Source organism: Glaciecola sp. XM2 (assembly GCF_018595715.1).
GTDB lineage: Bacteria > Pseudomonadota > Gammaproteobacteria > Enterobacterales > Alteromonadaceae > Glaciecola.
Genome location: NZ_JAHEOJ010000020.1, coordinates 541,111 through 567,605 on the forward strand (window position 1 = coordinate 541,111; position 26,495 = coordinate 567,605).

A 26,495-nucleotide genomic window follows, 5' to 3' on the forward strand; every position below is an offset into this window, starting at 1 on the left:
AATAGTGTCTAGAACCAAGCTTCAGGAATGATGATGATGTCGCCGGGTAAAATGTCGACATTTTTTGAAATATCACCCTCGGTGATTAAATCTTCAATATCCAGCTCAAATGAACGCTGCTCACCGTTTACCACTCTTACAAGCTTTGCGTTGTTTCCGTTAGCAAATTCGGTAAGCCCGCCAACCGCTATCATAAGGTCGAGCAGGGTCATATGTTGAATGTAGTTGATGGCTTGTGGGTTGGTTGCCTCTCCAATCACGCGCACCTGCTCGCTGAAAGGACCAACAAAGCGTTGAACTGATACTGTTACTCGGGGATTATTGATATATGTAGATAGTTGCTCTTCGAGCTGGCGCGCCAGCATAGTGGGGGTGCGCCCGGCTACCTCAACATCTTCTACTAACGACGTGGTGACCTTGCCGTCGGGGCGAACCGTGAAGTTGCCTGAAATCTCTGGGTTACGCCATACAAAAATAGTTAGGGTGTCGCCAGGACCAATTAGGTACTGGTAGTTGTTCACGTCGGTAGTGAGAGATGCTCTTGAAGTGGCGCTAGGTAATGCCGTATTGCTACTGCAACCTCCCAATACTAAACTACCGACTATTAACGATATAGCAGTTAACAATTGACGCGAGTGTTTCATGTTATTTTCCTTAATGCATGAGCATCGCCATTTGCGTTGGCGCAAACCCGATGAATTATTATCCTGCAAAGTATGCACGAAAAAAAAGCGAATTTCACTACATGTGAATCAAAATTGAGTGTTTACCAATCACTTATTTTCACTATAATGCACAGCGCATAGAATTTTACTGTTACTGTAACATTAATTTTATACCATAAAGATTATTGCCTCTTAGGTTAGGCTCGCCGTTAATCAGCACCAATAGGGAAGCTATGGCTAAATCAAAGCAAGTAAAGAGTCGGCGTTTATACAAGTTAGTTGTGTGTGAAGCCGCGATTATCGCCTATGTTGCTTATTTTACCGCGCTTGGCCTTAAATGGCTCGATATCATTTATAGCGCTCATAGTGCGGTTACATTTTTTAATGTCACCATATTTACGCTTTCGATTGTCATCATCAATTTGTCGGTTGGCCTTTACGAAGGGCGCTTACGTGAGCCGTTTCGTGGCATTATGCGCCGGATATTTGTAAGTGTTACCTTAAGCTTTTTCGCACTCGCGATTATTTCTAATGTGCTAGTGAGTGATTTAGCGCCCCACCCATTATATGCACCAATGGCAGTGCCATTAATCATTTTGGCCCTAGTCATCTTCCGTTACTTTATTCACAACACGGAAGCTTTCTACAGCCGCCCTAAGTTACTAGTACTTGGCACAGGAGTGAGAGCGTCGGTCATAGAAAGAAGAATGCGCCGCGATGTAGACCGTGCAAACTTTTCCTTAGTAGGGTTTATACCCGTAGCGGGCGACGATAAGAACGACGGCATTCAGAACGAGAAGATATTAAATGTCGCACTCGACGACACGTTTATTGATTACATAGCAGAGAATGAAATTGCCGAAATTGTGATTGCATGCGATCAACGACGCGGCACGTTACCCATTAGAGACCTCTTTACCGCTCGCTTAAAAGGCGTGCAAGTAAGTGATTTGCTCGACTTTATGGAGCGCGAGACGGGGCAAATTGTTGTGGACTTGATGTACCCAAGTTGGGTGATTAATTCTAACGGCTTTGAGTCACAAAATTATTTTAGACAAACCATGGATTACTGGTTAAACGTAACGCTCGCCTTTATCTTGCTGTTTTTTACCTGGCCCATCATGCTTATTACAGCACTTGTTATTTATCTTGACGACGGCAGGCGCACCGGCGCCTCGGTGCTCTACAAGCAAGAGCGTGTGGGTAAAGACGGAGAGCCATTCAACATTCTTAAGTTTAGAAGTATGCGGCCCGACGCTGAAAAAGACGGGGCAAAGTGGGCCTCTAAAGAAGATAGCCGAGTTACGTCCATAGGTGCATTTATTCGCAAATATCGAATAGATGAGTTGCCACAGCTGATTAACGTTATACGCGGCGATATGTCATTTATTGGGCCACGACCAGAGCGCCCAGAGTTTGTCGAGACGCTAATGAAAGAGGTGCCGTATTACGCTCAGCGCCATAATGTAAAGCCTGGGCTAGCAGGGTGGGCGCAGCTTAATTACCCCTATGGCGCGAGTGTTGCTGATTCACTCGAAAAACTTAAATTTGATTTATACTACGTAAAGCATCAGAGTCTACTGCTCGATATATTAATTTTAATACGCACCGTTGAAGTGGTGTTGTTTGGTAAAGGAAGATAAGCGTGAAAGACGCAAAGACGCAGACAAGAATTCACGCAATGACTGTGGATGTTGAAGATTACTTTCACGTTTCGGCATTCGACGGGGTTATTTCTACCGATGAATGGTCGGGTATTGAACCCCGCGTAGGTAAAAACACTCACCGTTTAATCGACCTGTTTAATGAACATGGTGTAAAAGCCACCTTTTTTACCCTCGGATGGGTTGCTAAGCATTGCCCCGACGTGGTTAAGCGCATAGTAGATGAAGGTCACGAGCTGGCCAGCCATGGCACAAACCATCGACGCAACACCACCATGACGCGCGAGCAGGTGTTTGCAGACATTAAAGAAAGCAAAGATTTGCTTGAGCAAGCAGCAGGGAAGGCCATTAAGGGGTATAGAGCACCGAGTTTCTCGGTCAATACCAGTAATGAGTGGGTGTATGAGATACTCAAAGAGCTTGGTTTTACATATTCGTCTAGCACGTACCCAATTGAACACGATTTGTATGGCGTGCCTGAGTGGCCGCGTTTTGCTTATACGCGAAAAGAGGGCATCGTTGAAATCCCCATACCCACTATGCGCAACAACGATAAAAATAAGGGCATAGGCGGCGGAGGTTACTTTCGACTGTATCCATACTGGTTATCAAAGCGCCGTATAGAAGCGTATTTGCGCAGCAACGACCAACCTTATAACTTTTACTTTCACCCTTGGGAAATTGATGCCGATCAGCCTCGCGTGCAAAACGCGCCGTTTAAGTCTAAATTACGGCACTACGTTAACTTGCACGTAATGGAAAAAAAGCTCACCAAGTTAATGCAAGATTATCGGTGGTCGAGCATGGAAGAGGTATATGCCGACGTACTCGCTGGTAAATAGCCTACCCTATGGCATTGCAGGTTGAAATAGCGGGCTTACAAGAGTTGCAAACACTCAAAGCCCTATGGCAATCGTTAGAGCAGCAAGCAAACGCCAGCCCTTTTATTAGTTGGCACTGGATAGGGCCTTGGCTTGAACAAATAGCACTGCCTCACTTAAACACCTCCCTTGTAAAGATTACCGACAACCATCAACTCATCGCCCTAGGTTTGCTGCACAGCACCACGCTAACTCGTCGTATGTTTTTTAAAAGAACCATTGTATACCTCAACGAGTTGCCCATTTCACACAACAATATGGTAATTGAATACAACGGCTTACTTGTTTTAAAAGGCCATGAAGCGCAAGCGTGGAGCGCCTTTTTGAACGCTCTTGATGCTCAACAATGGGATGAAGTGCATTTTAATGCGCTGCCCGAGACCTCTAGCGGCTGGGTAAAGGCGTCTGTGAATGAGCAAAGTGACATCTACACCTATCAACAAGACGCCGTGCACCAAATATGCACTGCCGATTTTACCGCGCAAACCCAATGGCAAGATGCTCAGCAGGCCTTGCTGAGTAAAAACAAACGCGGGCAAATAAACCGAAGCATTCGTGCATACGAAGCTAAATACGGCGGCAAGATTATATGCACTGCGGCCACAAGCAACGACCAGGCACTGGCGTATTTTACTGAGTTAGAGGCCCTGCACACCAGCTATTGGGCTGGCAAAGGAGCACCCGGCGCGTTTGCCAACAAGCAATGGGTAGCGTTTAACAAAAAGCTGATTGAAAATAGCTTTGATGCAGGCATAGCCCAACTTTATTGTATTTCGGTTGGAGAGCATGCTATTGGCTATCTATACAACCTCAGCTACAAAGGCGTTGTTTATAATATACAGTCGGGGTTTTGTTACGAAAGTGACAACAAGCTAAAGCCAGGTTATGTGAGCCACTGGCTGATAATGGCAGAGTATTTTTCGCTCAACGTTCGCCAATATAACTTTTTAGCCGGCACCACACACTACAAACAAAGTTTAAGTAACAAAGTAGAGTGGATGGAGAACTTGGTAGTTAGGAGGCGTTGTGATAAGTACAAGTTTTGGTTGGAAGATACGTTAGTGTTGGGGGTTAGATATTTAAGAAGGCTCACCCAAAGGTGAGCCTTTTGTTTTTAAAGAATGGTTCTCACTGGGTCTGAAATTGGGCTTTCTAAATCGTTGTGGTCTACCGCAGAGATTGAAATAAAGTATACACCGCGGTTTAAATCCTCAATATCGGTAGTGGTGATATCAGATTGGTTGACGGTGGCTACTACATCCATATTTTCATCGTCGCTACCCATATACACTTTGTAGGCAGTAATGTCGTTTACATCTAACGGTGCGCCGTCTTGCCTAAACTCTGGTGGTGTCCAATCGAGTCTGATGGTAAATACTGGTACTGGCTCCACAATCAGGGTACGTGCAACGCTAGTGAAATTGCCCGACGAATCGATGGCGGTGTAAAGCACCTCGTATTCCCCAAGCTGGTCGGCATTTATCTGTGTTAAATCAACATCTACTTCTATGGTGTCGTCAAAGTTGTCGGTGGCTGTTGCACCGTCATCAAAATATGTTTCGCCCAGCTCAATGGTAATAGACGCAGCGCCCACGATGGTAATAGCGGGTGGCGTTGTATCTTGAATAACAAGCTCTCTTGATAGTGTAGCGGCGTTGCCGTTAGCGTCGGTTGCTTCATACACAATCACCTGAGCGCCAAGTTGCTCTAGATTAGGGGATGTTGCCGTGACCTCTATAGCACCATTTGCTAAGTCGGTAGCAGTGGCGCCTGGGTCGGTAAACGTATCGCCGTATTCCAAGGTCATACTTTGAGCGCCCATCAACGTGATTACCGGTGGCGTGGTATCAACAATTGTGAGTTCTCGCGCTAACGTGGCGGCGTTACCGGCAGCGTCTATTGCTTGATATACAATTAACTGAACACCAAGTTGCTCAAGGTTGGGTTGCGTTACTGTGACCTCTAAAACTCCGTCTACGTTGTCTGTAGCTGTGGCGCCTGGGTCGGTAAAGGTATCACCATATTCTAACGTTATACTCGGGCTTCCTAATAAAAGAAGAGACGGCGGTGTAGTGTCTGGCACGGGCGTAGGCGCTGGCGCAGGAGCCGGATTTGGTGAAGGCGCAGGCGAAGGCGGTGGTGTAGGCGCAGGTTCCGGTGCTGGGTCTGGCGTGGGCGCTGGATCTGGTGTAGGAGTAGGCGCAGGTGTCGGTGCCGGAGTAGGTGCCGGTGTCGGTGCTGGCGTAGGCGCTGGTGTCGGTGCTGGCGCAGGCGCTGGTGCCGGAGCAGGTGTTGGCGCTGGAGCAGCAGGTGCGCTCGACTCCTCGCCTCCACCACCGCCACATGCAGAAATCGTAAAGGTACACACCAAGATACATAATAATCGATTCATTGCCTTCATCTGTTTTACCACCACTTCAAATCACTGCGCTGTGTTGCAAAAAGCGCTACTTCTCGATGAGGTGTAAGCTAAACGAATTTCGTTTGATAGTGGTTATTATGTCGGCGGGAATGGTATAAGTTTGAATATGTTTGGTAAGAGAGTTTTCAGCTTTCTCAAAGCTATAAATTGGTAGGTAAAGAGCATAACGTGCGGCAGTACTCCGTGTTTGCGTCGGCTTTTGCTATAACTGAATTCTAGTAGGGTCAGATTGGGGGCTTTCTAGCTCGTTTATATCGACTGTAGATATTGATATGTAATAAACGCCGCTGAGTAAATCAGGGATTACCGTTGAAGTGGTGCTTGCTTCGTCTATCGACTTTAACAAGCTCATGTCATTCTCGCTTTGGCCCATGTAGATATTGTATTGTGCAATGTCGTTAGGTGTAATCGGTGCGCCATCTAGTCTGAATTGTGGTTTAGTCCACTCAAGTTTAACACTGTACTTTAACGGTAGTGTTGGTGCCGATACTGGTTCATCAAAATCTTCGCTACCTCCGCAACCTGCTAATATTAGAAGCACTACAAAAGTTAAAAACTTGTTCAAGAAAACATTCACCCGCTTACGTTACATTACACATTCGTGGCATATTGAGAGATTGATATGGTAATTGAGAGAAGGAGTGTTGTCACTTTGTTTTGCGGTATTTATCACCGATTGGCTGGTTTAGTATTTGTGCAAACGATGATAGTTGCGAAAATTAGCTAAAGGGCAAGTTTGGTTTAACCATGTCTAGTGTTACAGATGTAAAAAAACCTGACATGCGCCAGGTTTTTTAATAACTTTATTATATTTTTGTGTTTAAGCGCGCTTACGAAGTGCGATTAAACCAAGAATAGAAAGAGACAGCAACAATATTGTGTGAGGAGCAGAAACTGTTCCAAGAGTTACGTTATCGATACCGAAGCCATCATTGTTGTCCGAGCCGTTGTCAAACGTTAAGGTTGCGCCAATGATGTTGTCTAGTGGGTTACCCACATAACGAACGTAAGCTAAGTTACCATTGCCCAAATTTGCATTTAGACTTGCTGATACAGTAGTTCCGTTATCCAAGGTTAATGTAAGCACTGCGCCTTGGTCATTAGCATCCGATAAGAAGAACCCAAAGGCATTTACTCTAAAGCCTGCGTCAATGTCCCACACGATTTGATCAGAATCGTTTGAATCTAACCAGTTGCTAGCAAATGGCGTTTCACGTCCGAACTCACCAGAACCACCATTTTCAATTTGAAGCTGATCTAACTGGCCTGCTGGTTCAGAACCTGTGCCATCTGCTTGGACTTGAGTGAACGTGCCTACTTTTGTGTCAAAAGCAGGAGCTGCAAGCACAAAATCGGCGCTTGCTGGGCTACAAGACGCCACACATGTGATATCCCCAATGGTGTCGAAGTCTTCAGTAATGAACGTATTCATTAATGTTTGAAGATTCGCTTCATCAGCTAATGTCGCGTTGTGTGTTACGGTTATAATGCCGGCATTTGCAACAGTTGCAGCAAACAAGCTTCCAGCGAGTGCTCCTATCTTTAATATGTTTTTCATGGTGATTTCCTTAATTGTCAGATTTATCATCTACGCACTCTAAGCAAGTTAAGTGCCAGTTCAATAAAAGCTATAAATTTCAATTATTTATTCGTTTTTCTATTCTCGCTTTCTGGCTTTGTGTAAAATATATTGACAATTATTTTGGACGCTCGTACGTTTTGAGTGTAGACGCTTGTAGGCTTATTAAATGTGTTTATGTTGCGCTTATAGAGGCAGAACAGGTGTGTAGCGTTAATAGCTCTTGTTTAAAACATTCTTTAATATAATTATATCTCATCATTTTTGCTATGTTCCTTAGCGCAACACACTTTTGTGTAATAACTGACATCGGTATGACACTACGTGGTTTTGTTGTTTGACTGTTACTTATGTATTATTAGTGCAGATACAAGTGCTAACAAATTAAATAAAACATTGGCAGGAAGGCGAATTGAAAAAAGGAAGCAACGTATTGTGCATATTTACGAGGATTTTAGGGGGTAAAACCTTTTCAAAAGAGCTCGAAAATTATATCGCGTCAACAAACTTTGCGAAGGTTAGTTATGTAAATTACGACAACACCATCTTCAAAAAGTATAAGCCTCCTTTTTACTGTCGATTTAGTGATTCTCTTCAATCAGGCTGGCGCATTAAACAAAAATATAAAGACGAAGTTTCGAATATAAATGAGTTTGACACGGTGTTTTTTCAAAGTTATCACCTAACGCTTTTCTTTTTAACGCTGATCGAAAAAAAGTATACAGTCCTAGCACTTGATTCGACGCCAGTAAATGCCATGCAACACAATTTAAAAGCGCGAAGTGTGGTTCCTTATTCCCTCGTCAACGTAATGTTAACCCAAGCTTTAAATATTCTGTTTTTTAAGCGCATTTTTAAGCACGTTGATGTGTTTCTTGCCAGAACCGAACTGGTTAAAAAGTCGCTAGTGCGTGATTATGGCATTGCCGAGAGTAAAATATTGGTCACCTATTTGCCCTCAAACAATATTATCATCCAAGAACCTAAAAAAACCGACTCTCGTTTAAAGCTAATCTTTGCTGGTAACGATTGGGAAAGAAAAGGTGGGCCGTTTTTATTAGATGTGTTTAATGATGCATGCGCAGAGGTTGCTGATCTAATGATAGTGTCGACCGACCCTAAAGTGAATAACCTACCTAAACGCAAAGGCGTTACAGTAATTAATGGCATGCCTAATTCTGAACTGCTCTCTTTGATGGCCCAGTCAGATATTTTTCTATTTCCGAGTTGGAAAGATGAGCTTGGGCTCGTATTGTGTGAGGCTGCTTCTCTAGGATTAGCTATTATTGCGCGAGAGTCAGGCGCGCAAGGTGAATTTGTACAAAACGGTATTAATGGATATTTGCTCGATTTTGCAAGTACTGTATACGAGTGGCAGGAGACGATTTTAAACCTTACTCACGACTCAGAGCGTTTACATTTGTATAAGCAAAATAGCCTTGAGTTGGCCAGACAAAAACTAAACCGTGAGAGGTTTGAAATGCAATTAAGTTTAGCACTATTAAGTTAGCGGGGTAGAGCAGAGTCTAAGCTCGTTAATCAAAACGTTAAGTTATTCTTTAAAGTATTGAAATCAAATGTATGCATTCAAAAAATAACATACTACTTTTTTATGCTGCAAAGTTATCTGCCCGTTTTTTTAAGCATTAACAAATAATTTTATGTAAAATTGCCGCCTTGCCGGAAGCAAATGTGGCGAGATTTCGGCATCTAAAGTTGGTGGTCAACTTTAGGCATACTTTTTTATCATAGGCATATACACGCTTAGCTTCTTGCCAAACGTAAATAGTGTAGCGGAGAATTAAACGAAGTTAATGTCGGATACTGGTGATTATACGCACTACCTCATGTATGAAAGGGCGCCGATTAAAAAGGCAGATAGAGAACCATTAATAAATTAATACTTATTGAGTGATTGATTTTCTAAAGAGTACAAGTGACTATAGCCTGATATAGAGCCAAAATAATTTGACGCAAAACATTGAAAAACTAATGTTGAGCTACTCAAAGCTTGACCAAATGTAATGAAGCATGTGAGATGTGCATGGAAGAAAAAACGTTCAGAACTGAGGCAGTAGTCGTCTTCTTTGAAATTTATTTTTGCACTCTTTGCTTATGCAGCCCTAGATAGTCCATGGGAGTATCTTTTGGTATGATAAAACTAACTTAGACTTAATTGAATGAAACAAAAAATCTTATTTATTTCTTACTTCTATCCCCCTGTTGCTGGGCAAGGTTTACCTGGGACTAACAGGAGTGTAAAATTTATTAGGAATATAGAACGTCTAGAAAAAGTGGTTCTAACTGTCAAGCCAGAAGATTATGTAGACTATGTGTCCTTGGATTATCCATCTCCCCTCCCCATAAATAATGAAGTTATTTATCGAACTAGCACATTTGATATCTTTAAGTTTCTTCTTTCAGTTAAAAACGTTTTCAAGAGCCGACAGAAAATAGCAGGAGACACACAACATAAAGATTCAACAAGGTTGAATGAAGGCTCGAATAATAAAACCTCTCAAAATAAAAGTATTTATCAAAAAGGGAAGGACTTGATATCTGATGTTTTGAGATATCCCGATTTGGAAAGTGCTTGGATCATTCCAGCATTTAGGAAAGGTAGAGCTATTTTAAAGAAAGAGCGGATTGATTTTATTTTTGCAACTGGCAAACCGTGGTCATCATTAATAATTGCTTTATTGCTGAAAGGTGAAGATACCAAATTAATTATTGATTTCCGTGACCCTTGGGTAGGTAATCCATTTGATTCTAAAGATTCACTCATAAGACGCAAGCTAGATCCATTTTTTGAGAAAAAGGTCGTGCACGCAGCTGATTTTGTATTTTTAAATACAGAGCACTTGCGCGAAGAATTTGTTGCGCGCTATCCCAATAAGAATTCAAATCAATTCGTTACCGTTACAAATGGTTTTGATAGTTCTGAGCTTGCGGAGCATCTTAATTTTGATACAAAGTCTTTAGATAAGGCGTACAGCGAGGATACGTTGGTAGTCTCTCATGCGGGATTATTATATGGATTACGAGATCCGAGCTCAGTCCTTGAAGCACTTTCAAATGGAATTAAAGAGTATGACTCAAATGTAATGGACAAGGTAATGCTGCAGCAAATAGGTGGTTTTAGTCTAGGGTACGATTTAGATAAAAAAGTGAGAGATTTGGGAGTCGTCGGTAAGTTTAAAAATCTTGGGAGCGTTCCTTATGACAAATGTTTACAACTATTATCAGCCTCCGACATTCTGTTAATTATACAACCAGAAACAAAAACACAAATACCGTCTAAATTATATGAGTATATCTACTTAGATAAGCCTATTTTAACAATTGCTCCTTTAGACGGGGCTTTGGGGCAACTTGTAAAGAGGTATTCGTTTGGCGACATTTTTTCTCCCGAAGATATTGAATCTATATCTAAATACCTTTTCGAAAAAGCGAAAGAAAAACAAGAACTAGGATATTTGAAGTGTAATTATCAACATAAAAGCCAGTTTGATATAAAGAATATTTCTAAAAAAATAGAACATTTACTACTGGATTAACTGTTTTTCATTAACTTATGTTTAGTATTTGTACTTTTGGCCATATTACACGAGTGGCCCAGCATAAAATAAACCGATAGAACTCAAAGAATGACCTACATCAACACCGCGAAGAGCCTAGTAAAAAGAAAGATTTCTGTTAGTGAATTAGAGGTTGACCTTTCAAAACAAGAGCGAGAAGAAATCGAGCTGTTAGTTGTTGCATCCCAAAAATGCTTAAAGAACATAAAATTTAAAATAAAAGAAAAGTCAAAAATAACCCAAAAATTTAAAAATCAACTCTCAGAACAAGAGCGTGCGGGTCTTAAAATTCAAGTGGCTGAAATATCGGGTGAGATAAAGCACACAGAGTCCGAGCTAAAAGAGAGAGAGTTTAGGCTATGCGAAATATTGTCAGCATCAAAAGCTCAACAATTACCAATCCAGTTTACTGTCAGCAAAACTGAGCAGTTCCGTACCGCCCCACTTACTTTTGCTGTTCTTCAATTGCAAGATGAGTGGGAAGTACAGTGGAGTCAGTTTCTCTCTGAAATTGAGCAACATAGCGCTTATCACAGACCTCAGTGGTTGCAAGTTCTAAGCGATTACTCAGGGTTTGAGGTCTTTCTTTTTGTGCTTAAACTAGACGATAAGATAGTCGCAGGCGTTCCCATGCTCTTTATGAAGAGTTTTCTGTTTGGTAAAAGTATGGTGTCAGTGCCATATGTGAACTATGGTGGAATGGTCTCATACTCGAGCGAACTTACTACCAAATTGTTTGCCCATATGAAAAATTGGGCCACGGAGCAAAACATTGATTACTTTGAATTTAGAACAACATCTCCTGAGCTTAACTTACCTGTAAAATCTGAAAAGTCCTCAATGGTTCTTCGATTGCCAAGCACCAATGCACAATTAGAAGAGCAGCTTACTGCAAAAGTAAGAGCCCAGTACAAGAAAGCAAATGCATATAAGCCGCAAGTCGTATTCGGTGGATTAGAATTATTGAACGACTTTTACAAAGTATTTGCCAGAAACATGCGAGATTTAGGTACGCCGGTTTATAGCAAAGCGCTGTTCATGAAAATTTTGCAAAACGAAGACATTAGCTCGTTTTTATGTGTAGTCAAAATAAATAATGAACCTGTGTCCGTAGCATTTTTAACTGGGTATAGAGATATGTTGGAAATCCCGTGGGCATCTACTGTAAAGTCTGCCAACAAATACGATGCGAATATGTGGATGTACCGCATGATTTTACAAAAAGCGATCGATTTAGGTTATGAGTACTTCGACTTCGGGCGCTCAACCATAGATGCTAGTACCTACAAATTCAAGAAACAGTGGCGGGCCCAACCAATCGCGCATCATTGGTATTATTTGCTTAAATCGGGTGAGCTACCACAAACTAACCCAAACAACCCAAAGTATCGTTTTTTAATTGCTGTATGGAAGCGTTTACCCGTATGGTTGGCAAATATTATTGGCCCGCACATAGTTAAAAGTATACCGTAGTACTAATCCGCATCATGTTGATTTATGATGCATGTAGATATTGTATATGTCGTCTTAAGACCGAAACTAATCAGCACGGAATGAAAGCCTTTGATTAAGAAAGCATTTATAAACGCATTAGCTTTGCAGCCACTCGTTTCTTTGGGTAGCAAGCTGTATCAGCATAAAGTCCCTGTTTTTATGTTGCATAGAATGGCATGTGCTGACTTAGGCATAAGCGGGCATTCACCTGAGCTATTGCGCCAGTCTCTATCGTTTTTACGAACCCATAATTTTAATTTTGTCACGATAGATGATGTGGCCCGTGCTATAAGCACACAATCCACGCTTCCGCCGAAGTCGGTGGCGTTTACAATAGATGACGGGTACCTAGAGCAAGTTGAAATTGCCACCAATATTTTTGCTGAATTTGATTGCCCAGCTACATTTTATGTATGTACGGGCTTTGTGGAGGGTGACTTATGGTTTTGGGCCGATAAGGTTCATTTTTTACTAAATAATTGCAATGACGCTGAGTTAAATAAGGTAATGGCAGTATTTTCAGATGTTGTATCAAAAAGTGCAGAAAAGTCTGTATGTTTAAGCCACATTATAGAATATTTGAAAACTTGCCCACTTGATAGAATTAATAATGTGATCAGCGCTGCCGCGGCTGAAATTAACCTTTCCCTTCCAGTGCGTGCTCCCAATGGGTTTCAGGCAACTTCTTGGGAAAGTTTAAGGGCAAGTGAAAAACGCGGTATGATGGTAGGGGCTCACACATACAGCCATCCTATATTAAGTAACGAGAGCGAGAATGTATCAGAATTTGAGATTAAGCAATCTACGATTCATATCAATGAGCAGCTGCACAATCCGTCAAAGGTGTTTTGTTATCCGGTAGGGCGACAGCAAGACTTTTCAAAGCGTGAAGTCGCTTTTGTGAAAAGGTTGGGTTATACAGGCGCAATAAGCTCCGAGCCCGGTGCAGCCAATATAGGAGATTCTAGGAGCCTTTTCTCTATTCCACGCTTTAGTTACCCTGATACGAAAGAAGATTTCATTCAGTATGCAACGTGGATAGAATCATTTAAAAGCCAATTTAGGCCAACTTGACTTAGGTGCTCTTAACCAGACAACACCTAATAAGAACCGAGTAGTTATTGCAGTGGATGATTTTAAAAACAAACTGGTTAAAGGCTTTGCATGGCAGGCCTCAACAAAACTGTTTGTACAGATATTTTCATGGGTATCTACGATTTGGGTAGCGCGTTTATTAGTGCCGGAAGACTATGGATTGGTTGCTATGTCGGGCTTACTTACCGGTATTTTTATAATGCTGGCTACTACTGGGTTTGCTGCCGGAGTAGTCAATAGAGTTAATATTAGCAAAGCAGAGTTAGATACGGTTTTTTGGCTTTCATTTGTATTAGGTGGTGCTTTGTACGGCATTTTGTTTTTGCTAGCAGATGTGGCCGCCGAATTTTACGAAGAGGAAAAGCTTGCAAACGCAATTAAAGTAGCTGGACTCATGGTGTTGCTATGTGCCCTAAAAGTAGTGCCGTCAGCTATCGCGCTAAGAGCGTTAGATTATAAGCTAATATCGTTAAATGGGATGTTCGGCGCTTTTACAGGAATAGTAGTTACCTTAATTATGGCAATTATGGGTTACAAATACTGGAGCTTAATAGTCGGGACACTGGCTGCCGAACTATTTATGACAGTAACGTATTTTGTTTTTTACAAATACATTCCTAACTTTGTTTTTAGGTTAAAGTCAATAATAGACCTGCTGAGCTTTGGTATAACTTTGCTATTTGCAAGTGGATTAAAATATATCTCGGGTAACATCCCTTTATTACTACTTAGCCTCTATACAAGCACTACTAACACGGGTCATTATCAAATGGCACACACATTTGGTTCATTGCCTTCTAATAAAGTGGGTACATTATTTAGTAATCTTATTTTTCCTGCAATATCTCGGATTAAAACTGACAAAGAGCTAGCTAAGAAGACGTTCATACAAATGCACACTTCTTTGCTATTTGTGACTACGCCCATTTTTATAGGTTTAGCCTTGGTAGCAGAGCCACTTGTTCATGTGGTATTGACTTCTTCATGGCTCCCAATCATATTGCCTTTTCAAATTATTTGTATTATCGCTTTGTTTCAAATGAGCTCTTTGTTTATAACTCGTGCAATCGAAGGTCTTGGAGATGCACGCGTGACTTTTAATTATCATGTATATGCGATTATTATTTGCGGTGCTAGCATGTGGTTTGGTGTATACAATTGGGGGCTATATGGTATGCTCATTTGCTGGTTAGTGTCGTCACCCATTGTATACGTTTATGTTTTAGGCAAAATAACGAAAAAGCTTAAAATCCAGTTAAGTGAAGTAGTTCAAATGTATCTACCACTCGGCGCATGTCTAATATTTATGTGCACTACAGTCTATGGATTGTCGGAGCTTGCTTTTAAAGACCTCAGCAAAATTCAGCAATTAATTTTAATGTCGATATCAGGCATGATAGTGTTTTTTACCGCGACTTATGCATTTGCTAGATCTTATATGACTGATGTTAAGAGAATAATGGTTAGTACTTTTAAAAAAACATAAGTCCAAATGCACAGACTAACGCGGAACACAGAGTTTTAGCTTTGAGTAAAAAATTAATACCGAATGAACAGTCTCCCATACCGAAATATGTCGTCTTCTTGGCATACGCATATTTGTTTGTGTATTACACAAGAATTCAGGATAACATTCCTGGATTAAGTGTAATTCCTTGGGTTGGCGTGCTATTTCTAGTAATTAGCATTGTTGGCATTGTATTGTTGCTCACAATCAAAACAAATTTTTTTAAGATGCACGTTAGCCTTATTTTTTGGTTAGGCATTTTGTTTGGTATATCAGGCATTGGAGCGATCAGTGTAGTTGCATATAGAATGAGTATAGAATGGGTATTCGAGATATTTCCGCAATGCGTGGTGTTGGTAGTTGCATTTTCGTCGGTTACCCAGTTTAAAAAGTTACATCATTATTGGGTAGTTATATATTTTGTTATGGCGATATTTACGCTCAAGAATGCTCCGTCTGGCCCTGGTGATTTCACAAATGATGCCAACGATGCCTGTTTAGCACTGGGTATGGGTATACCATTTGCTTTTTATGCCCTGCACACAAAAAACTTGAGTATCAAACGTCGTATCTTTTATTGTACGGTGCTTACTCTATTATTTTTAGGGATAATTGCAACTAGCTCCCGCGGGGGGTTTTTAGGTTTGATTGCTGGCTTAATGGCTATTTGGTGGATGAGTAAAAGTCGATTAAAAGTCGCATTGTTTACGCTTTTAGGTGCGCTGATCGCTGGTGGTGCATTTTTATCATTCATTCCACAAGACTATGTAGAAGACATGCAAAGCATTAGCGATACACAAAATAGCACGCGTATTGAGAGGTTAAGAACTTGGGAGATTAGTTGGGAGATGTTTAAAGCTAATCCAATTTTAGGTGTTGGAGCTCGCAACTTTCCAAACAATGTTCACTTATATCAACACAAAACTTCTTGGTGGACAGGTGCTGAAAGGTCGCTAAGTGGTCGAGAATCTCACTCACTTTATTTCCAAGTTCTGCCTGATCTAGGGCTGGTTGGTGTTTTAATATATTTTTATATTATGTGTATATTGCCACTAAAGTTATTACGTATCTCCAAGAGAATGGATAACTCGGATCCTGAGCAGCTTCAGATAAAGTTGTTCTGCCAAGCACTCATCGCTTCTATGGCAGTTTATGCGGTAGCAGGTTTGTTTATATCAGTAGCTTATTATCCGCATGTGTTCATCTGGCTGACTATGTATACAATTACGATTAGCGTTATAAAGAAGACATGTAACGGAGTATTGCCGTAAACCTATGGAAATTTAACTAGGAACTAAACAGAGGCACTGTCTTGGTAAATATGATAGCTCTATGCTTTTTGATGGTCTTAGATACTTAGTCATAATCCTGTATACGATATGTGTCAATGATATAATGTATTATCGTGAAGTTATTATAGTTTTAGGCTGAAGGTTTCAATATTATGGAAAGGCGATTTTTTCTTAAACTTATAGTTGCTTCTATTGCAGCAACAAATCTATACAAGCTACCTGATTTACACGCTCAAACAGTTGGCAGTCAGAATTTGATTTTATCTCTTAGACTCAGCCTCTCTGGTGCTGGTAGGTTGGGCTTTTACATAGACTACTCAGAGCTAAATACTATTGGCACACACACGTTTTATGCGACAAGAACTCATGGCTCACAAGGTGCAGTGAGTTGTACTTGGACAGCATATGACAGTGCCGATGGCACTCAACTCGCAACAGGTGATTTAAGTTGGGCAAACGACTCGCTAGATATCAAATCGTTTGAGGTAAACGTGCCCAGCAAACCCGATGGCGAACACCGTATCTATGTTATGCTATCCAATCCAACTGGCGGCGCTGTGCTTCATCACGGAGACAGCACGGTAGCTTATGGCATTATTGATGATGATACCATTGCAACATCTAACGCTATTTTTATAGACGCAGACGCAACGACAGATGGCGATGGAAGTCAGAGTAATCCTTACAATAATTGGTATTCTGCCAGGGACGCTGTGCTTACTACTACGCGGGTCATTTACATCAAGGGCTTGATGATACCTGATGATACGGACGGTAGCGTGCAATCAGCGAGAGTAAATCAAAAACACTTTGCTTTAAAGACAACTTTTGACGGGCGAAACACTGAATCGCAAAGGCTCGTCATTAGAAATTGGCCTACATTTACAGGGGGTATTACTGGTAATGGGGCTAACGATACTACCGGGTTTGTGTTGGATGGCGCTTCAACCGATACTCACTCTATAAAATACGTTACGTTCAAGGGTTTATCAATAATCAATTTAGATAACACAGTCGGGCCTAATCCTGAGCTTTCAATTGGGTTTGGTATTCTTTTATTCGGTGGTGAAACTGATGTTATATCTCACATTACAGCAGAAAATATTACGGTGGATGGTATTCTATCAGGCCAAAGCTCCGCAACAGCAGTTTTTAAATGCAACTCTGCTAGCAATATAAAAATGTGGCGTTGGCACATACAAAATGCGGAGTACCTATCGCTAAATGATAGGTCTTTATTCGCTTTTCAATGTTACAACACAGATAATGTCTCAATACAAAGATGCTCTTTCACTGAAACAAGCGGTGGAATTTATGAGAAAGAGGGTCTTGATGGCAACAAGGTCGGAATGAGTGTCCGCTTCAATATATTTGATACGAGTCAAGTCCTTTACGCAACCCAAGACGGGCTAAACGCGCTGGATTTCCAAATAGTACAAAGCAATGTTTTTAATAGCCCTTCTCAGAGAAGCTTTACACCACCAATTCGTTTTACTTCAAGCTCCACGGTAATATCTAGTTCGAAGCAGTTGATATCCAACAATGTATTTTATAATCATGAAACAGGTTCTTCGGACGCTGTTATCTCTGTGGATAGAGAAGGGTGGGAAGGACTTATAATATACAACAATATTTTTCAAGATGTAGTGAGAGGATGGCGTTTTAGCAATGGTGTTAGTGCACCAGAATATATAAATTATAATCTTTATCACAATGAAGCTTTTACAAAACAGCCTAACTTCTTTCTTTCTAGCCCCCTTGCGGGCTTGCAAGCGGTTAAAGATGAAACTGCATTTGAAGCTAATAGCTTGGCGATTGCCCCTCAGTTTTTAAACACGTCTAATGATAACTTTAAACTTAAAAGTAACTCGCCAGCCATAGGGAATGGGGTAGATGGGACAAATATGGGGGTTTATTTAAGTGGTATAGAAAGAATAGGTGCTGATAACTCACCCTACTTAGCTCCTGCAAAGATGGATTCACCAGAAGTGACGGTAATTTCGTGACTCATAACTTAAGGGTAATATTTCATATGAAATAGTGTTGACCTTTCTGGCATAAAGCGTCAATACTATTAAACCGATGGCGCGTGAGGTGCACGGCAAAGAGATTTAAAATCAGTAAGCGTTTAGATTAATTGAACGGCAGCGCGAATCAAATATAATCACCTCACCCCGTCAATTGAAGACAAAAGGGCTGATTAACTATGATATCGTTGGCGTATGTTTGAATATACATGATATCGTGTCTGTATATGCCACTATAAGTGTCTACTAATGCTGTTGCTTCACTCAGCTAGGCTCGTTGTTCAATTTTAAAGCCACCACAAAGGGCTTAATATGAAAGTACTATTTATAAGCGTAGGATTAGTTACATCACTATCCGGAGTAAATTCAACAAAAGGCCGTTACTTATCAAGACACTTTTTTAGTGATATGACCCATACTGTCAATGATAGGCAGCTTCATCAAGTAGATGTGCAGGGGGGCACTCTGTTAGGATGTTATGTGCCGAAGTTTTTGCGTAGAGTAAAGTTATTAGCTTACCCGTGGATAATATCCAATATGTTGTTTCGTGCAGTCAAAAGACACCGCTCTATTGGAGGCTACGATGCCATAGTTGCAAGAGAGCCCATTGTCGCGGGAGTCATTGCGGTTTTCGTTAGTCGGCTATTAAGATTACCCCTTTTGGTTGAGATGAACGGAAATTATAGCAGTAAGGTTGTTTGGGGAGAGGAAAACTATAATCTAGTCTCTGCAGTTAAGAGAGCATTAGTGATGCGGCTGATACCCTTTGTATTAAATCGAGCTGGAGCTATTAGAGTCCTTTACCCATGGCAACTTCAGCCTTATTCTGGATTAAAAGACTTGTCGAGAAAAACTTTTTGTTTTCATGAGTTTACCCAAGTAGAAAACATTATGCCTTCTAACAACTGTAAGCCTTATTTACTAGCATTGGGTTCCCCATGGTTTATTAAAGGATTTGATTTGTTGATAAAAGCGTTTGTGATGATTGCTGAGCACCATAAAGATATAACTCTCAAAGTGGTTGGCTATTTTCCTCGCGGAGGGCATAAATATCTAGAAAGTTTGGCAAACGGCAATAAGAATATTCAGATATGCAAACCCGTTAAACATAGCGATGCACAGCTTCTTATTAGTGAATGTAAATGTTTCATTCTCCCATCGAGAACCGAGGCGATGGGTAGGGTTTTGTTAGAGTCGATGGCTCATCGTAAAGCAATTATTGCATCAGACGCTGATGGTATTCCTCATTATGTAAAAAATGAAATTAATGGATTAATATTCGAGTCGGGTGATGCGGGTGCTTTAGCTAAATGTATTTCGCGCATTTTAGAAGATGATAAGCTCAGATTGAACATTGCTTCTAATGGGGAGAGAATGGTGCGTAGCGAATACACAGAAAAACAATATGCAGACAGGTATGCAGCAATGTTGAAGTCTGTGCTGTAAAGAGGGGTAGACGTTGATTACTCGACAAATTAGTCTGTTGAAATTCAAAGTGTACGATTTTACGCGTCGGCACCTTATGGTTTTTGCAAGTGCCTTAATGTTGTTCCTCTATTATATTTTGAATTTTTTTGGCTCAAAATTGGCCTATAAATATTTAATGTCCGCTCATCGATATTATAGGACGAGCTTTTTAGATGAGTTAGTCAAAAAAAACCTCGACAATATTTCATGGTCGTGTGAAAGGTTTTTTAGCTATGAAAACCCAAATGATAAGGACTGGACCGAACTACGTTCATTGGTGTTAAAAAACCCTATTGTCAACAATGGAAAAATTGAAAAAGGAGTTTTTTTAGTTAAGTTCAGTACCACTCTACCATTCGTAATAAGGGACCTAGATTGTGATGCCCTTCTTCAATGGTTTTGGCTAGTTATTGAACCAAGCTCATCTAATTACTGCGCACCAGAACTGTTACATTGGGCGCGGTATAAAAATAGTCCGATTATCATTCAGTCATCGGAAGTAGCTGATCTAACTTTCATAAATTCAATGAATAGCAATCTTAAACCGGTTAGTTATGGCTCAAGCGATTGGGTAGATGAACGAATTTTCTCACCCACTGATTCAAAAAAGGATTACGATGCTATTTTTGTCGCAAGTTACAACGTAGTCAAAAGGCATCATCGTTTTTTCAAAGCTGTGAGGCATCTGAAGAAGCATGGCTTTAGAGCCGCAATGGTTTGTACTCCATATGGTGAATGGAAGAACGATGTTTACAACCTACTCAAATATTATGGCGTAATTAAACATGTAGACGTATATGAAGGACTCTCCCCAACTGCATTAGCTAGGTTGATGGAACGCTCAAAAGTTAATGTTTTACTTTCTTTAAAAGAGGGTAGTAACAGAGCAATTTTTGAAGGTTTCTTCTCTGGTACACCTGGAATAGTTCTTCGTGAAAACATTGGTGTCAACAAGAGCTATATAAACCGCGAAACGGGACGATTGATTTATGATTACGAGTTAGAGTCTACGTTACTCGAGTTTATGCAAGAAACACATCAATATGTACCTCGTGAATGGGCGTTGCAAAACATATCTCCAAAAGTGACAACTCAAAAACTAAATAGACATCTACAAGCACTTGCAAAAGCTGCTGGTGAAGATTGGACTACCGACATAGCTGTTAAAGTGAATTCTCCAGAAGCCACCTATTATGATAAGTCAGATAGTGAACGCTTGTTAACAGTATCAAGAGTAAAATTAGCTTTCTCACGAACAAGTTTACTGACGGATGATAGACGTTCTGATATTCTTCGTTTAAGTTGACGATTTTAATTTCGATATAAGAAACATTTTGCAGCCGATGTTGTTTAGAGTGTTTGGTTCAGCATAGTATGAAAAATCTCATCCGTGGATTGGTACTAATCTCGGGGATAGGTCACACCTTTTGCAGTTTGTGAGAACAGCCAAGCTTCTCTGCCATTCACGAAGGGTTTGATTGAGCGCTCTGCGCGATTATTGTCAATACTGAGCCTGCCATCAAGCGTATAACGCTCAAGCTTTTCCCATTGATTTAAACAATATTGAATGGCAAAGTCTGGTCGATTTGGTTTGCTAAGGGCTAGGTAGGATAGCTAGGCGCTCACGATGCAATCGTAAGGCGCAGCCCATTGGTTTTCCCTGCCGTTTTCATAGCGTCTCGTGCTCGACACTTCATTCATTCAGCGATCTAAACATATTAATTAAATAACCAAACTTCTTAATTTGGTGTTTATGTAGCAACATTGCAATTCTAACTCTAAAGGGACTGAAACATTTTTTAAATAATGCTGTTTTCTTAAAGTTATCGTATATGTCCATATCCTTTTGTATATTTGGACTTTTATGTTGATTATCCCACTGATATGAATAATCTTTAGCAACCTTGATAGGGCATTTTTCATGACCAGGGTAAGTTTGCCAAGGTGTAGATCTAGCAGCAGTAGGAAAGCGTTGAAACCATTTCATATAAAGTTTATGAAAAAGTAGCTCTTTTACTGGAAAGGCATAAAGATTATCCATAAAGTCCGAGTCAAAAAAAGGCAGTTTTAGATCAATTCTATGACTGTGGATTGTTTCAAAATGACGATCAAGATGACGTTTTTGATCATTTTTTATAAGGAAATCATAAAACGCTTTATCTTTTTCGTTATGATCTATACTTAAATTTTCAAGAACCTGCTTCTTGAATTGACTGTTCGCGATTTGTCGGAGCTCGGAACTCAAAAACTTGATGGGTAATATTATTTTTTGATTTTCAAAAAATATGTCTAATGCTTTTTCAAGATTATTTTCTTGGACAGCGTTTTGTATCTCTGTATTTAAATAAACAGCGCCAGCACAAACGCTGCCGCCATCGCCAGACCATACTGGTTTACCATTAATAGTATCATCATACTCAAACTCGTTCTCTTTCATCGTGTCCGAGATCAACTGCGACCAATTCGGGAAATTTAACTCTTTGAGTAAGGTTGGAAAGTAATTCAAATTCAGTTTTGAGGCGAATATTCTCGCAAACTCATTATCTTGTGATTTTTTTGTACCAAAATTAAAAGCTGAGACTTCTAACTTTTCATAAACTAATTGACTTACTATCACTCTTGAATCTAAACCGCCGCTTAGAAAAGCCACTGCCTTATTCGTTTCAGTTATTCTTTTTTTTACTGCACGCGTAAATGAATCATATAAATCATCAAAGTGAGACTTATCTACGTCTTTAATTAAACGTATGTTTTTTCTATTCCAGTAATTAAAAGTTTCAGAACCAGAGGGCCCGAAAATAAGACATTGTGCACTATCTAGTCTCTTGACGTCGCTTAAGACAGTTCTATTAGATAATGAATAACCAAGAGCAATTTGTTCTAAAATAGCCTGAGGATCAAACTCTAAAGATCTTCGATTTAATAACATAAAAAATTGGAAGTTTGTTGAAAAAAACACACGGTCCTTTATTTTTTGATAGAACAGTGGACGTATCCCAGATTTATCAGTAAATAAAAGTAACTGTTGTTTATCTCCAAAATATTTAAAACCAGAAAAATCACCAGAAGAATTCGCCAGCAACTCGAATAAACGCTCTTTTTCATCTAACTCATCGACTAAATTGTATTCATTTTCAGAATTACTTAATAACAATTGCCCACTTATTGCAGAATTGCTCGATGAATAGTGAGGGGGTTGCTCGGTATAAAAAACGAAGTTGTCATTTATATTGGTTTTAGTAAGCTTTAATCCCATTTTGCTATTAAATAATGAAATTATTGCTCCCATCTTCTCAGACGGATTATTTATTTTCTTTAAACTAAATACACCTGCAAAAATATTCATATTTTTTCTCTTTGACTTTGCATAATATTCTCAGCATTTTTTAGATTGGACTGCCATCGCTGTCATTGACAATCGTACAAGTCCATCACAAGAGCTGAATAAAGCCAGCTGCCGCCTGTTGTTAGGTAACTCATGTCTCCAATCCGCACTTGATTCGGTGCAACCGAGTTGAAGCTCATATTCAACGAGTTGACTGCAACGGCATCGCTGTGTTTTCGCTTAGTATTCACTTTATACGCAAAGCGCTGATTCACTAATAAATTCAATCGTTTCATTAGGTTGATGAAGCAATCTCTTGTCATTTCAATCATTTCTTCACGTAGTTTTTTAGGGAGTTCGCGACTGCCCAAAAAAGTTTCTACTGTCTTTAAATAATGCCTTAGCTTTACGAAATAAGCGCAGTGTTTTAACACTGAACACTTTAGTCGGCCGCCTCCACCATTCGCAATAAGCTGAAAGTGCTGACTTGCATCACTTGGTGCGCGATAGAAACTGGGTATTTATCGTCTAAACTCGAGATAAAATATTACGTTACTTCATTTCCATTGCAAAACTTGTGACGCTTTTTTAAGATTTCATTCCCTACCCGTGGACGTTTATTCTCTCTTCGAAGCTTTATCAAATCAGCGCTCTTATCACTTGCTAACACGTCTTCTTGGCTATATCTTATACTCAGCCATCCAGTTGTATAAGAGCTTATCGGCAATCCCTACTGATGCTGCCGCTTCAACAACTGAATAACCCTGTTCGGGTCACTAATGCTATCGTTTCTAGTTTTAAATCGTCGGGATAGCGTTTATACCGTCATTTAGTTATGTCTCACCTCCAGTGCAGGTGTTAATCCTTTTTTGAGGTATCCGGCTCATTCACGCAATACACCGCGTCGAAGAGCATATAATAACTAATGGTAGTTGCACCGAATTTGTTACAGGCTCAATCAGCTCCGTCTATACCCCTCCCAAACCCCTTTCATATCGATGATCTTACCCACTGGTTTGTTTATCACTTTGAACTCTTTGTGATCGACCAGCATGACATGTATGTCGGCTTCAGTTAAAGCTGTATCTAAAGATACAAGGTTGATACCTTCAATTTGCGTATCCAAACTAATGTTTGGCTCCACACAAATACAGTTAATATCCCCTAATGTTGATAAAAGTTTTGCGATAGTGAGCGATGGGCTCTCCCTTAAATCATCTATATCAGGCTTAAATGCTAAGCCATAACAGGCTATTGTGACTTTCGACTTCATAGCTGCTACATTTTCAAGTAACAACTCCCCCGCCGCTTGTTTTACTTTTTGTACCACCCACTTTGGCTTGCTATCGTTTATCTCTCTTGCTGACTTTATTAATCGAGCGGTAACAGGTGACTTACTTACAATGAACCACGGATCAACCGCTATGCAGTGGCCACCAACACCGGGCCCAGGCTGCAGAATGTTTACTCGCGGATGCAAGTTTGCTAGTTCAATCAACTCCCAAACGTTAATTCCAGCTTCGTCACATATCATAGACAACTCATTTGCAAACGCTATACTGACATCTCTTGAGGCATTCTCTGTAAGCTTTGCCATCTCTGCAGTTCTAGCATTTGTAACAATGCAATTACCTTTGACAAATATTTTATATAATTCTACTGAACGTTGAGAACAAAGGGGCGTTATGCCTCCAATGATGCGGTCATTAGAGACTAATTCTTCTATGACCTTACCTGGTAATACACGCTCAGGGCAGTGTGATACGTTTACATCGGCATTTTCTGTTCCGTGTTTAGGGAACACTAATTCGGGTCTTAAATCGGCTAACCATTCGGTGACCTTTTCGGTAGCGCCAACGGGAGATGTAGACTCTAAAATTACTAAATCTCCCTTTTTCAATACCGGCGCAATTGCTATACATGCTTTCATAATATAACTTATGTCGGGCACTGGAACCGACGAGTCTGTTTTCAGGAAAGGCGTAGGCACGGCTATCAAGAAGGCATCTGCAGGCTCTGGAGTAGTAACCGCCTTCAGCGTTCCTGCAGCTACCGCCTTACTTACTATTTCACCTAAACCGGGCTCAACTATATGGATTTCACCACGATTAATGGTGTCAACCGCATGGTGATTAACATCAACACCGATCACGTTTATCCCACTTTCTGCAAACATAGCTGCTGTTGGAAGACCTATATAACCCAATCCAATCACTGATATTGTTTTAAATGACATCTATTTAGTTCCTTTCGAAAGTTGTTCAGCAATTCTTTCGCACGCTTTACCGTCACCATATGGATTATGAGCGAAGCTCATTTGTTTGTACGCTTCGCTATCATTTAGCAACTTATCAATTTCGATACATATTTTATTTGTATCAGTCCCAACTAATTTGACTGTCCCAGCAGCAACCGCTTCTGGTCTCTCTGTTGTATCTCGCATAACTAAAACCGGCTTACCCAAAGAAGGCGCTTCTTCTTGAATGCCGCCAGAATCAGTCAAAATAATTGTCGCAAGATCCATCAAATAGACAAACTCAAGATACTGTTGTGGCTCGATCAACTTAATATTTGAAATATTAGATAAGAGTCTATTTACCGGTTCTGAAACAGCAGGGTTAAGATGAACGGGATACAATATTTCAACATCATTGTACTTGGTCGCAATGCTCGCCAATGCTTTACAAATGTTATCAAAACCGTGACCAAAATTTTCTCGTCTGTGTCCTGTCACCAATATCAATCTTTTTGATTTATCTAAAAATGCAAACTTGGCAGACATTTTTGTTTGTAAATCGAGGTCATTTTTTAACTTATCCCTTACCAATAGCAATGCGTCAATCACGGTATTACCTGTTATTGAAATGGCTTCTTTTGGATAATTTTCACGTAATAGATTGTTGGCAGATTGTGTAGTAGGCGCAAAGTGGTAAGTGGTAATAGCACTTGTAAGTTTGCGGTTAGCTTCCTCTGGCCAAGGAGAATATATGTTTCCAGTCCTGAGTCCTGCTTCAACGTGCCCCACTGCGATTTGTTCGTAGTAAGAGGCCAAACTGGCAGCAAAGGTGGTAGCTGTGTCGCCATGAACAAGTACTACGTCTGGCTCAAAGTCCAATAATACGGGCTTCATTTGCACCAGTATTTTAGCCGTTAGGTCGTTCAAGGTTTGTTTGTGCTTCATCAAGTCTAGGTCGTAATCAGGGGTGATCTCAAATAACTCTAATACCTGATCTAACATTTCTCTGTGCTGCGCGGTAACACACACCTTAGATTCGAATTGCGGGTCTAACTGAAGAAACTTTACTAAGGGCGCCATTTTTATAGCTTCTGGCCGAGTTCCAAATACACAAAGGACTTTTTTCATTTAATACTTAATTCCTACTTGAACTGGGTGAGTTGGAATTCAGAAGATAGATCCTACTCAAAACAATCATAGAGTATAAGAAGAATTACAGCTATTTACTATCCCCGTAGCAGAGAAGCCCGACATATTTCGGTC

Annotated in this window: 21 protein-coding genes and 2 pseudogenes; 13 read left to right on the forward strand and 10 right to left on the reverse strand. The window is 40.4% G+C overall.

Annotation, left to right across the window (positions count from 1 at the left end; genetic code table 11):
- Positions 1–8: 8 nt before the first annotated feature.
- On the reverse strand, positions 9–644 hold the full coding sequence (locus KJ365_RS07040; RefSeq protein ID WP_214450915.1) for an XrtA/PEP-CTERM system exopolysaccharide export protein: 636 nt from the start codon (positions 642–644) through the stop codon (positions 9–11).
- A 254-nt stretch (positions 645–898) separates the two neighbouring features.
- Between KJ365_RS07040 and KJ365_RS07045 the strand changes: the two genes are divergently transcribed.
- From KJ365_RS07045 to KJ365_RS07055, 3 genes are read left to right on the forward strand one after another with little or no spacing between them, the layout of a single operon-like run.
- Positions 899–2,308, forward strand: coding sequence for a TIGR03013 family XrtA/PEP-CTERM system glycosyltransferase (locus tag KJ365_RS07045; RefSeq protein WP_214450916.1), 1,410 nt, complete (start codon positions 899–901; stop codon positions 2,306–2,308).
- Positions 2,309–2,346: 38 nt separating this feature from the next.
- Complete coding sequence (locus tag KJ365_RS07050; RefSeq protein WP_214451312.1) at positions 2,347–3,171, forward strand: XrtA system polysaccharide deacetylase; 825 nt, start codon at positions 2,347–2,349, stop codon at positions 3,169–3,171.
- 8 nt (positions 3,172–3,179) lie between these two features.
- Positions 3,180–4,313, forward strand: coding sequence for a GNAT family N-acetyltransferase (locus KJ365_RS07055; RefSeq protein WP_214450917.1), 1,134 nt, complete (start codon positions 3,180–3,182; stop codon positions 4,311–4,313).
- Between the two features lie 11 nt (positions 4,314–4,324).
- Here KJ365_RS07055 and KJ365_RS07060 read toward each other — a convergent pair whose 3' ends face one another.
- Positions 4,325–5,293, reverse strand: coding sequence for an immunoglobulin-like domain-containing protein (locus KJ365_RS07060; protein WP_214450918.1), 969 nt, complete (start codon positions 5,291–5,293; stop codon positions 4,325–4,327).
- On the opposite strand from KJ365_RS07060, the gene KJ365_RS17015 reads away from it, so the two are divergent.
- Positions 5,283–5,678 carry a hypothetical protein gene (locus tag KJ365_RS17015; protein WP_214450919.1) on the forward strand — a complete coding sequence of 132 codons (396 nt, stop codon included), beginning with the start codon at positions 5,283–5,285 and terminating at the stop codon, positions 5,676–5,678. The genes KJ365_RS07060 and KJ365_RS17015 overlap by 11 nt on opposite strands.
- 156 nt (positions 5,679–5,834) lie before the next feature.
- Here KJ365_RS17015 and KJ365_RS07070 read toward each other — a convergent pair whose 3' ends face one another.
- Together KJ365_RS07070 and KJ365_RS07075 are read right to left on the reverse strand one after the other, a co-directional pair.
- The gene (locus tag KJ365_RS07070; RefSeq protein WP_214450920.1) at positions 5,835–6,197 is read right to left on the reverse strand and encodes a fibronectin type III domain-containing protein; all 363 of its coding nucleotides are present in this window, start codon (positions 6,195–6,197) and stop codon (positions 5,835–5,837) included.
- 255 nt (positions 6,198–6,452) lie between these two features.
- A complete protein-coding gene (locus tag KJ365_RS07075; RefSeq protein ID WP_214450921.1) occupies positions 6,453–7,190 on the reverse strand; it encodes a hypothetical protein in 738 nt (245 codons plus the stop codon).
- A 433-nt stretch (positions 7,191–7,623) separates the two neighbouring features.
- Here KJ365_RS07075 and KJ365_RS07080 point away from each other — a divergent pair, with 433 nt between their 5' ends.
- The 9 genes from KJ365_RS07080 (at position 7,624) to KJ365_RS07120 (ending at position 20,977) form a co-directional block, all read left to right on the forward strand.
- Positions 7,624–8,721 carry a glycosyltransferase gene (locus tag KJ365_RS07080; RefSeq protein WP_214450922.1) on the forward strand — a complete coding sequence of 366 codons (1,098 nt, stop codon included), beginning with the start codon at positions 7,624–7,626 and terminating at the stop codon, positions 8,719–8,721.
- Between the two features lie 670 nt (positions 8,722–9,391).
- Positions 9,392–10,768 (forward strand): glycosyltransferase family protein, encoded by a 1,377-nt coding sequence (locus tag KJ365_RS07085; RefSeq protein ID WP_214450923.1) that lies wholly within the window; start codon positions 9,392–9,394, stop codon positions 10,766–10,768.
- A 90-nt stretch (positions 10,769–10,858) separates the two neighbouring features.
- Entirely contained in the window at positions 10,859–12,262 is a 1,404-nt protein-coding gene (locus KJ365_RS07090) for a FemAB family XrtA/PEP-CTERM system-associated protein (RefSeq protein ID WP_214450924.1), read from the forward strand.
- Between the two features lie 90 nt (positions 12,263–12,352).
- A complete protein-coding gene (locus KJ365_RS07095) occupies positions 12,353–13,357 on the forward strand; it encodes a polysaccharide deacetylase family protein (RefSeq protein ID WP_214450925.1) in 1,005 nt (334 codons plus the stop codon).
- A 52-nt stretch (positions 13,358–13,409) separates the two neighbouring features.
- Positions 13,410–14,864 (forward strand): lipopolysaccharide biosynthesis protein, encoded by a 1,455-nt coding sequence (locus KJ365_RS07100; protein ID WP_214450926.1) that lies wholly within the window; start codon positions 13,410–13,412, stop codon positions 14,862–14,864.
- Between the two features lie 41 nt (positions 14,865–14,905).
- Positions 14,906–16,156, forward strand: a complete 1,251-nt coding sequence (locus KJ365_RS07105; RefSeq protein WP_214450927.1) for an O-antigen ligase family protein — start codon at positions 14,906–14,908, stop codon at positions 16,154–16,156.
- A 173-nt stretch (positions 16,157–16,329) separates the two neighbouring features.
- Positions 16,330–18,183: a DUF5123 domain-containing protein gene (locus KJ365_RS07110; RefSeq protein ID WP_214450928.1), complete on the forward strand. Its 1,854-nt coding sequence runs from the start codon at positions 16,330–16,332 to the stop codon at positions 18,181–18,183.
- Between the two features lie 333 nt (positions 18,184–18,516).
- Positions 18,517–19,650 (forward strand): glycosyltransferase family 4 protein, encoded by a 1,134-nt coding sequence (locus KJ365_RS07115; protein WP_214450929.1) that lies wholly within the window; start codon positions 18,517–18,519, stop codon positions 19,648–19,650.
- A gap of 76 nt (positions 19,651–19,726) precedes the next feature.
- Positions 19,727–20,977, forward strand: coding sequence for a glycosyltransferase (locus KJ365_RS07120; RefSeq protein WP_214450930.1), 1,251 nt, complete (start codon positions 19,727–19,729; stop codon positions 20,975–20,977).
- A 116-nt stretch (positions 20,978–21,093) separates the two neighbouring features.
- Here KJ365_RS07120 and KJ365_RS07125 read toward each other — a convergent pair.
- From KJ365_RS07125 to wecB, 6 genes and pseudogenes are all read right to left on the reverse strand, one after another.
- Positions 21,094–21,243 (reverse strand): annotated as a pseudogene (locus KJ365_RS07125) (IS66 family transposase); the annotation flags it as partial.
- Between the two features lie 121 nt (positions 21,244–21,364).
- Complete coding sequence (locus KJ365_RS07130) at positions 21,365–23,017, reverse strand: asparagine synthase-related protein (protein WP_214450931.1); 1,653 nt, start codon at positions 23,015–23,017, stop codon at positions 21,365–21,367.
- Positions 23,018–23,079: 62 nt separating this feature from the next.
- Positions 23,080–23,367 (reverse strand): hypothetical protein, encoded by a 288-nt coding sequence (locus tag KJ365_RS07135; RefSeq protein ID WP_214450932.1) that lies wholly within the window; start codon positions 23,365–23,367, stop codon positions 23,080–23,082.
- Positions 23,368–23,676: 309 nt separating this feature from the next.
- Positions 23,677–23,754 (reverse strand): annotated as a pseudogene (locus tag KJ365_RS17020) (hypothetical protein); the annotation flags it as partial.
- Between the two features lie 200 nt (positions 23,755–23,954).
- Positions 23,955–25,232: a UDP-N-acetyl-D-mannosamine dehydrogenase gene (gene wecC, locus KJ365_RS07140; protein ID WP_214450933.1), complete on the reverse strand. Its 1,278-nt coding sequence runs from the start codon at positions 25,230–25,232 to the stop codon at positions 23,955–23,957.
- Positions 25,233–26,360 carry a non-hydrolyzing UDP-N-acetylglucosamine 2-epimerase gene (wecB, locus tag KJ365_RS07145; RefSeq protein WP_214450934.1) on the reverse strand — a complete coding sequence of 376 codons (1,128 nt, stop codon included), beginning with the start codon at positions 26,358–26,360 and terminating at the stop codon, positions 25,233–25,235.
- Between the last annotated feature and the right edge of the window lie 135 nt (positions 26,361–26,495).

Coding starts and splice junctions, on each gene's coding strand:
- KJ365_RS07115 (WP_214450929.1), top strand. CDS start 18,517: ATGAAAGTACTATTTATAAGCGTAGGATTAGTTACATCACTATCCGGA.
- KJ365_RS07045 (WP_214450916.1), top strand. CDS start 899: ATGGCTAAATCAAAGCAAGTAAAGAGTCGGCGTTTATACAAGTTAGTT.
- KJ365_RS07085 (WP_214450923.1), top strand. CDS start 9,392: ATGAAACAAAAAATCTTATTTATTTCTTACTTCTATCCCCCTGTTGCT.
- KJ365_RS07090 (WP_214450924.1), top strand. CDS start 10,859: ATGACCTACATCAACACCGCGAAGAGCCTAGTAAAAAGAAAGATTTCT.
- KJ365_RS07110 (WP_214450928.1), top strand. CDS start 16,330: ATGGAAAGGCGATTTTTTCTTAAACTTATAGTTGCTTCTATTGCAGCA.
- KJ365_RS07055 (WP_214450917.1), top strand. CDS start 3,180: ATGGCATTGCAGGTTGAAATAGCGGGCTTACAAGAGTTGCAAACACTC.
- KJ365_RS07075 (WP_214450921.1), bottom strand. CDS start 7,190: ATGAAAAACATATTAAAGATAGGAGCACTCGCTGGAAGCTTGTTTGCT.
- KJ365_RS07120 (WP_214450930.1), top strand. CDS start 19,727: ATGGTTTTTGCAAGTGCCTTAATGTTGTTCCTCTATTATATTTTGAAT.
- wecB (WP_214450934.1), bottom strand. CDS start 26,360: ATGAAAAAAGTCCTTTGTGTATTTGGAACTCGGCCAGAAGCTATAAAA.
- KJ365_RS07050 (WP_214451312.1), top strand. CDS start 2,347: ATGACTGTGGATGTTGAAGATTACTTTCACGTTTCGGCATTCGACGGG.
- wecC (WP_214450933.1), bottom strand. CDS start 25,232: ATGTCATTTAAAACAATATCAGTGATTGGATTGGGTTATATAGGTCTT.
- KJ365_RS07040 (WP_214450915.1), bottom strand. CDS start 644: ATGAAACACTCGCGTCAATTGTTAACTGCTATATCGTTAATAGTCGGT.
- KJ365_RS07130 (WP_214450931.1), bottom strand. CDS start 23,017: ATGAATATTTTTGCAGGTGTATTTAGTTTAAAGAAAATAAATAATCCG.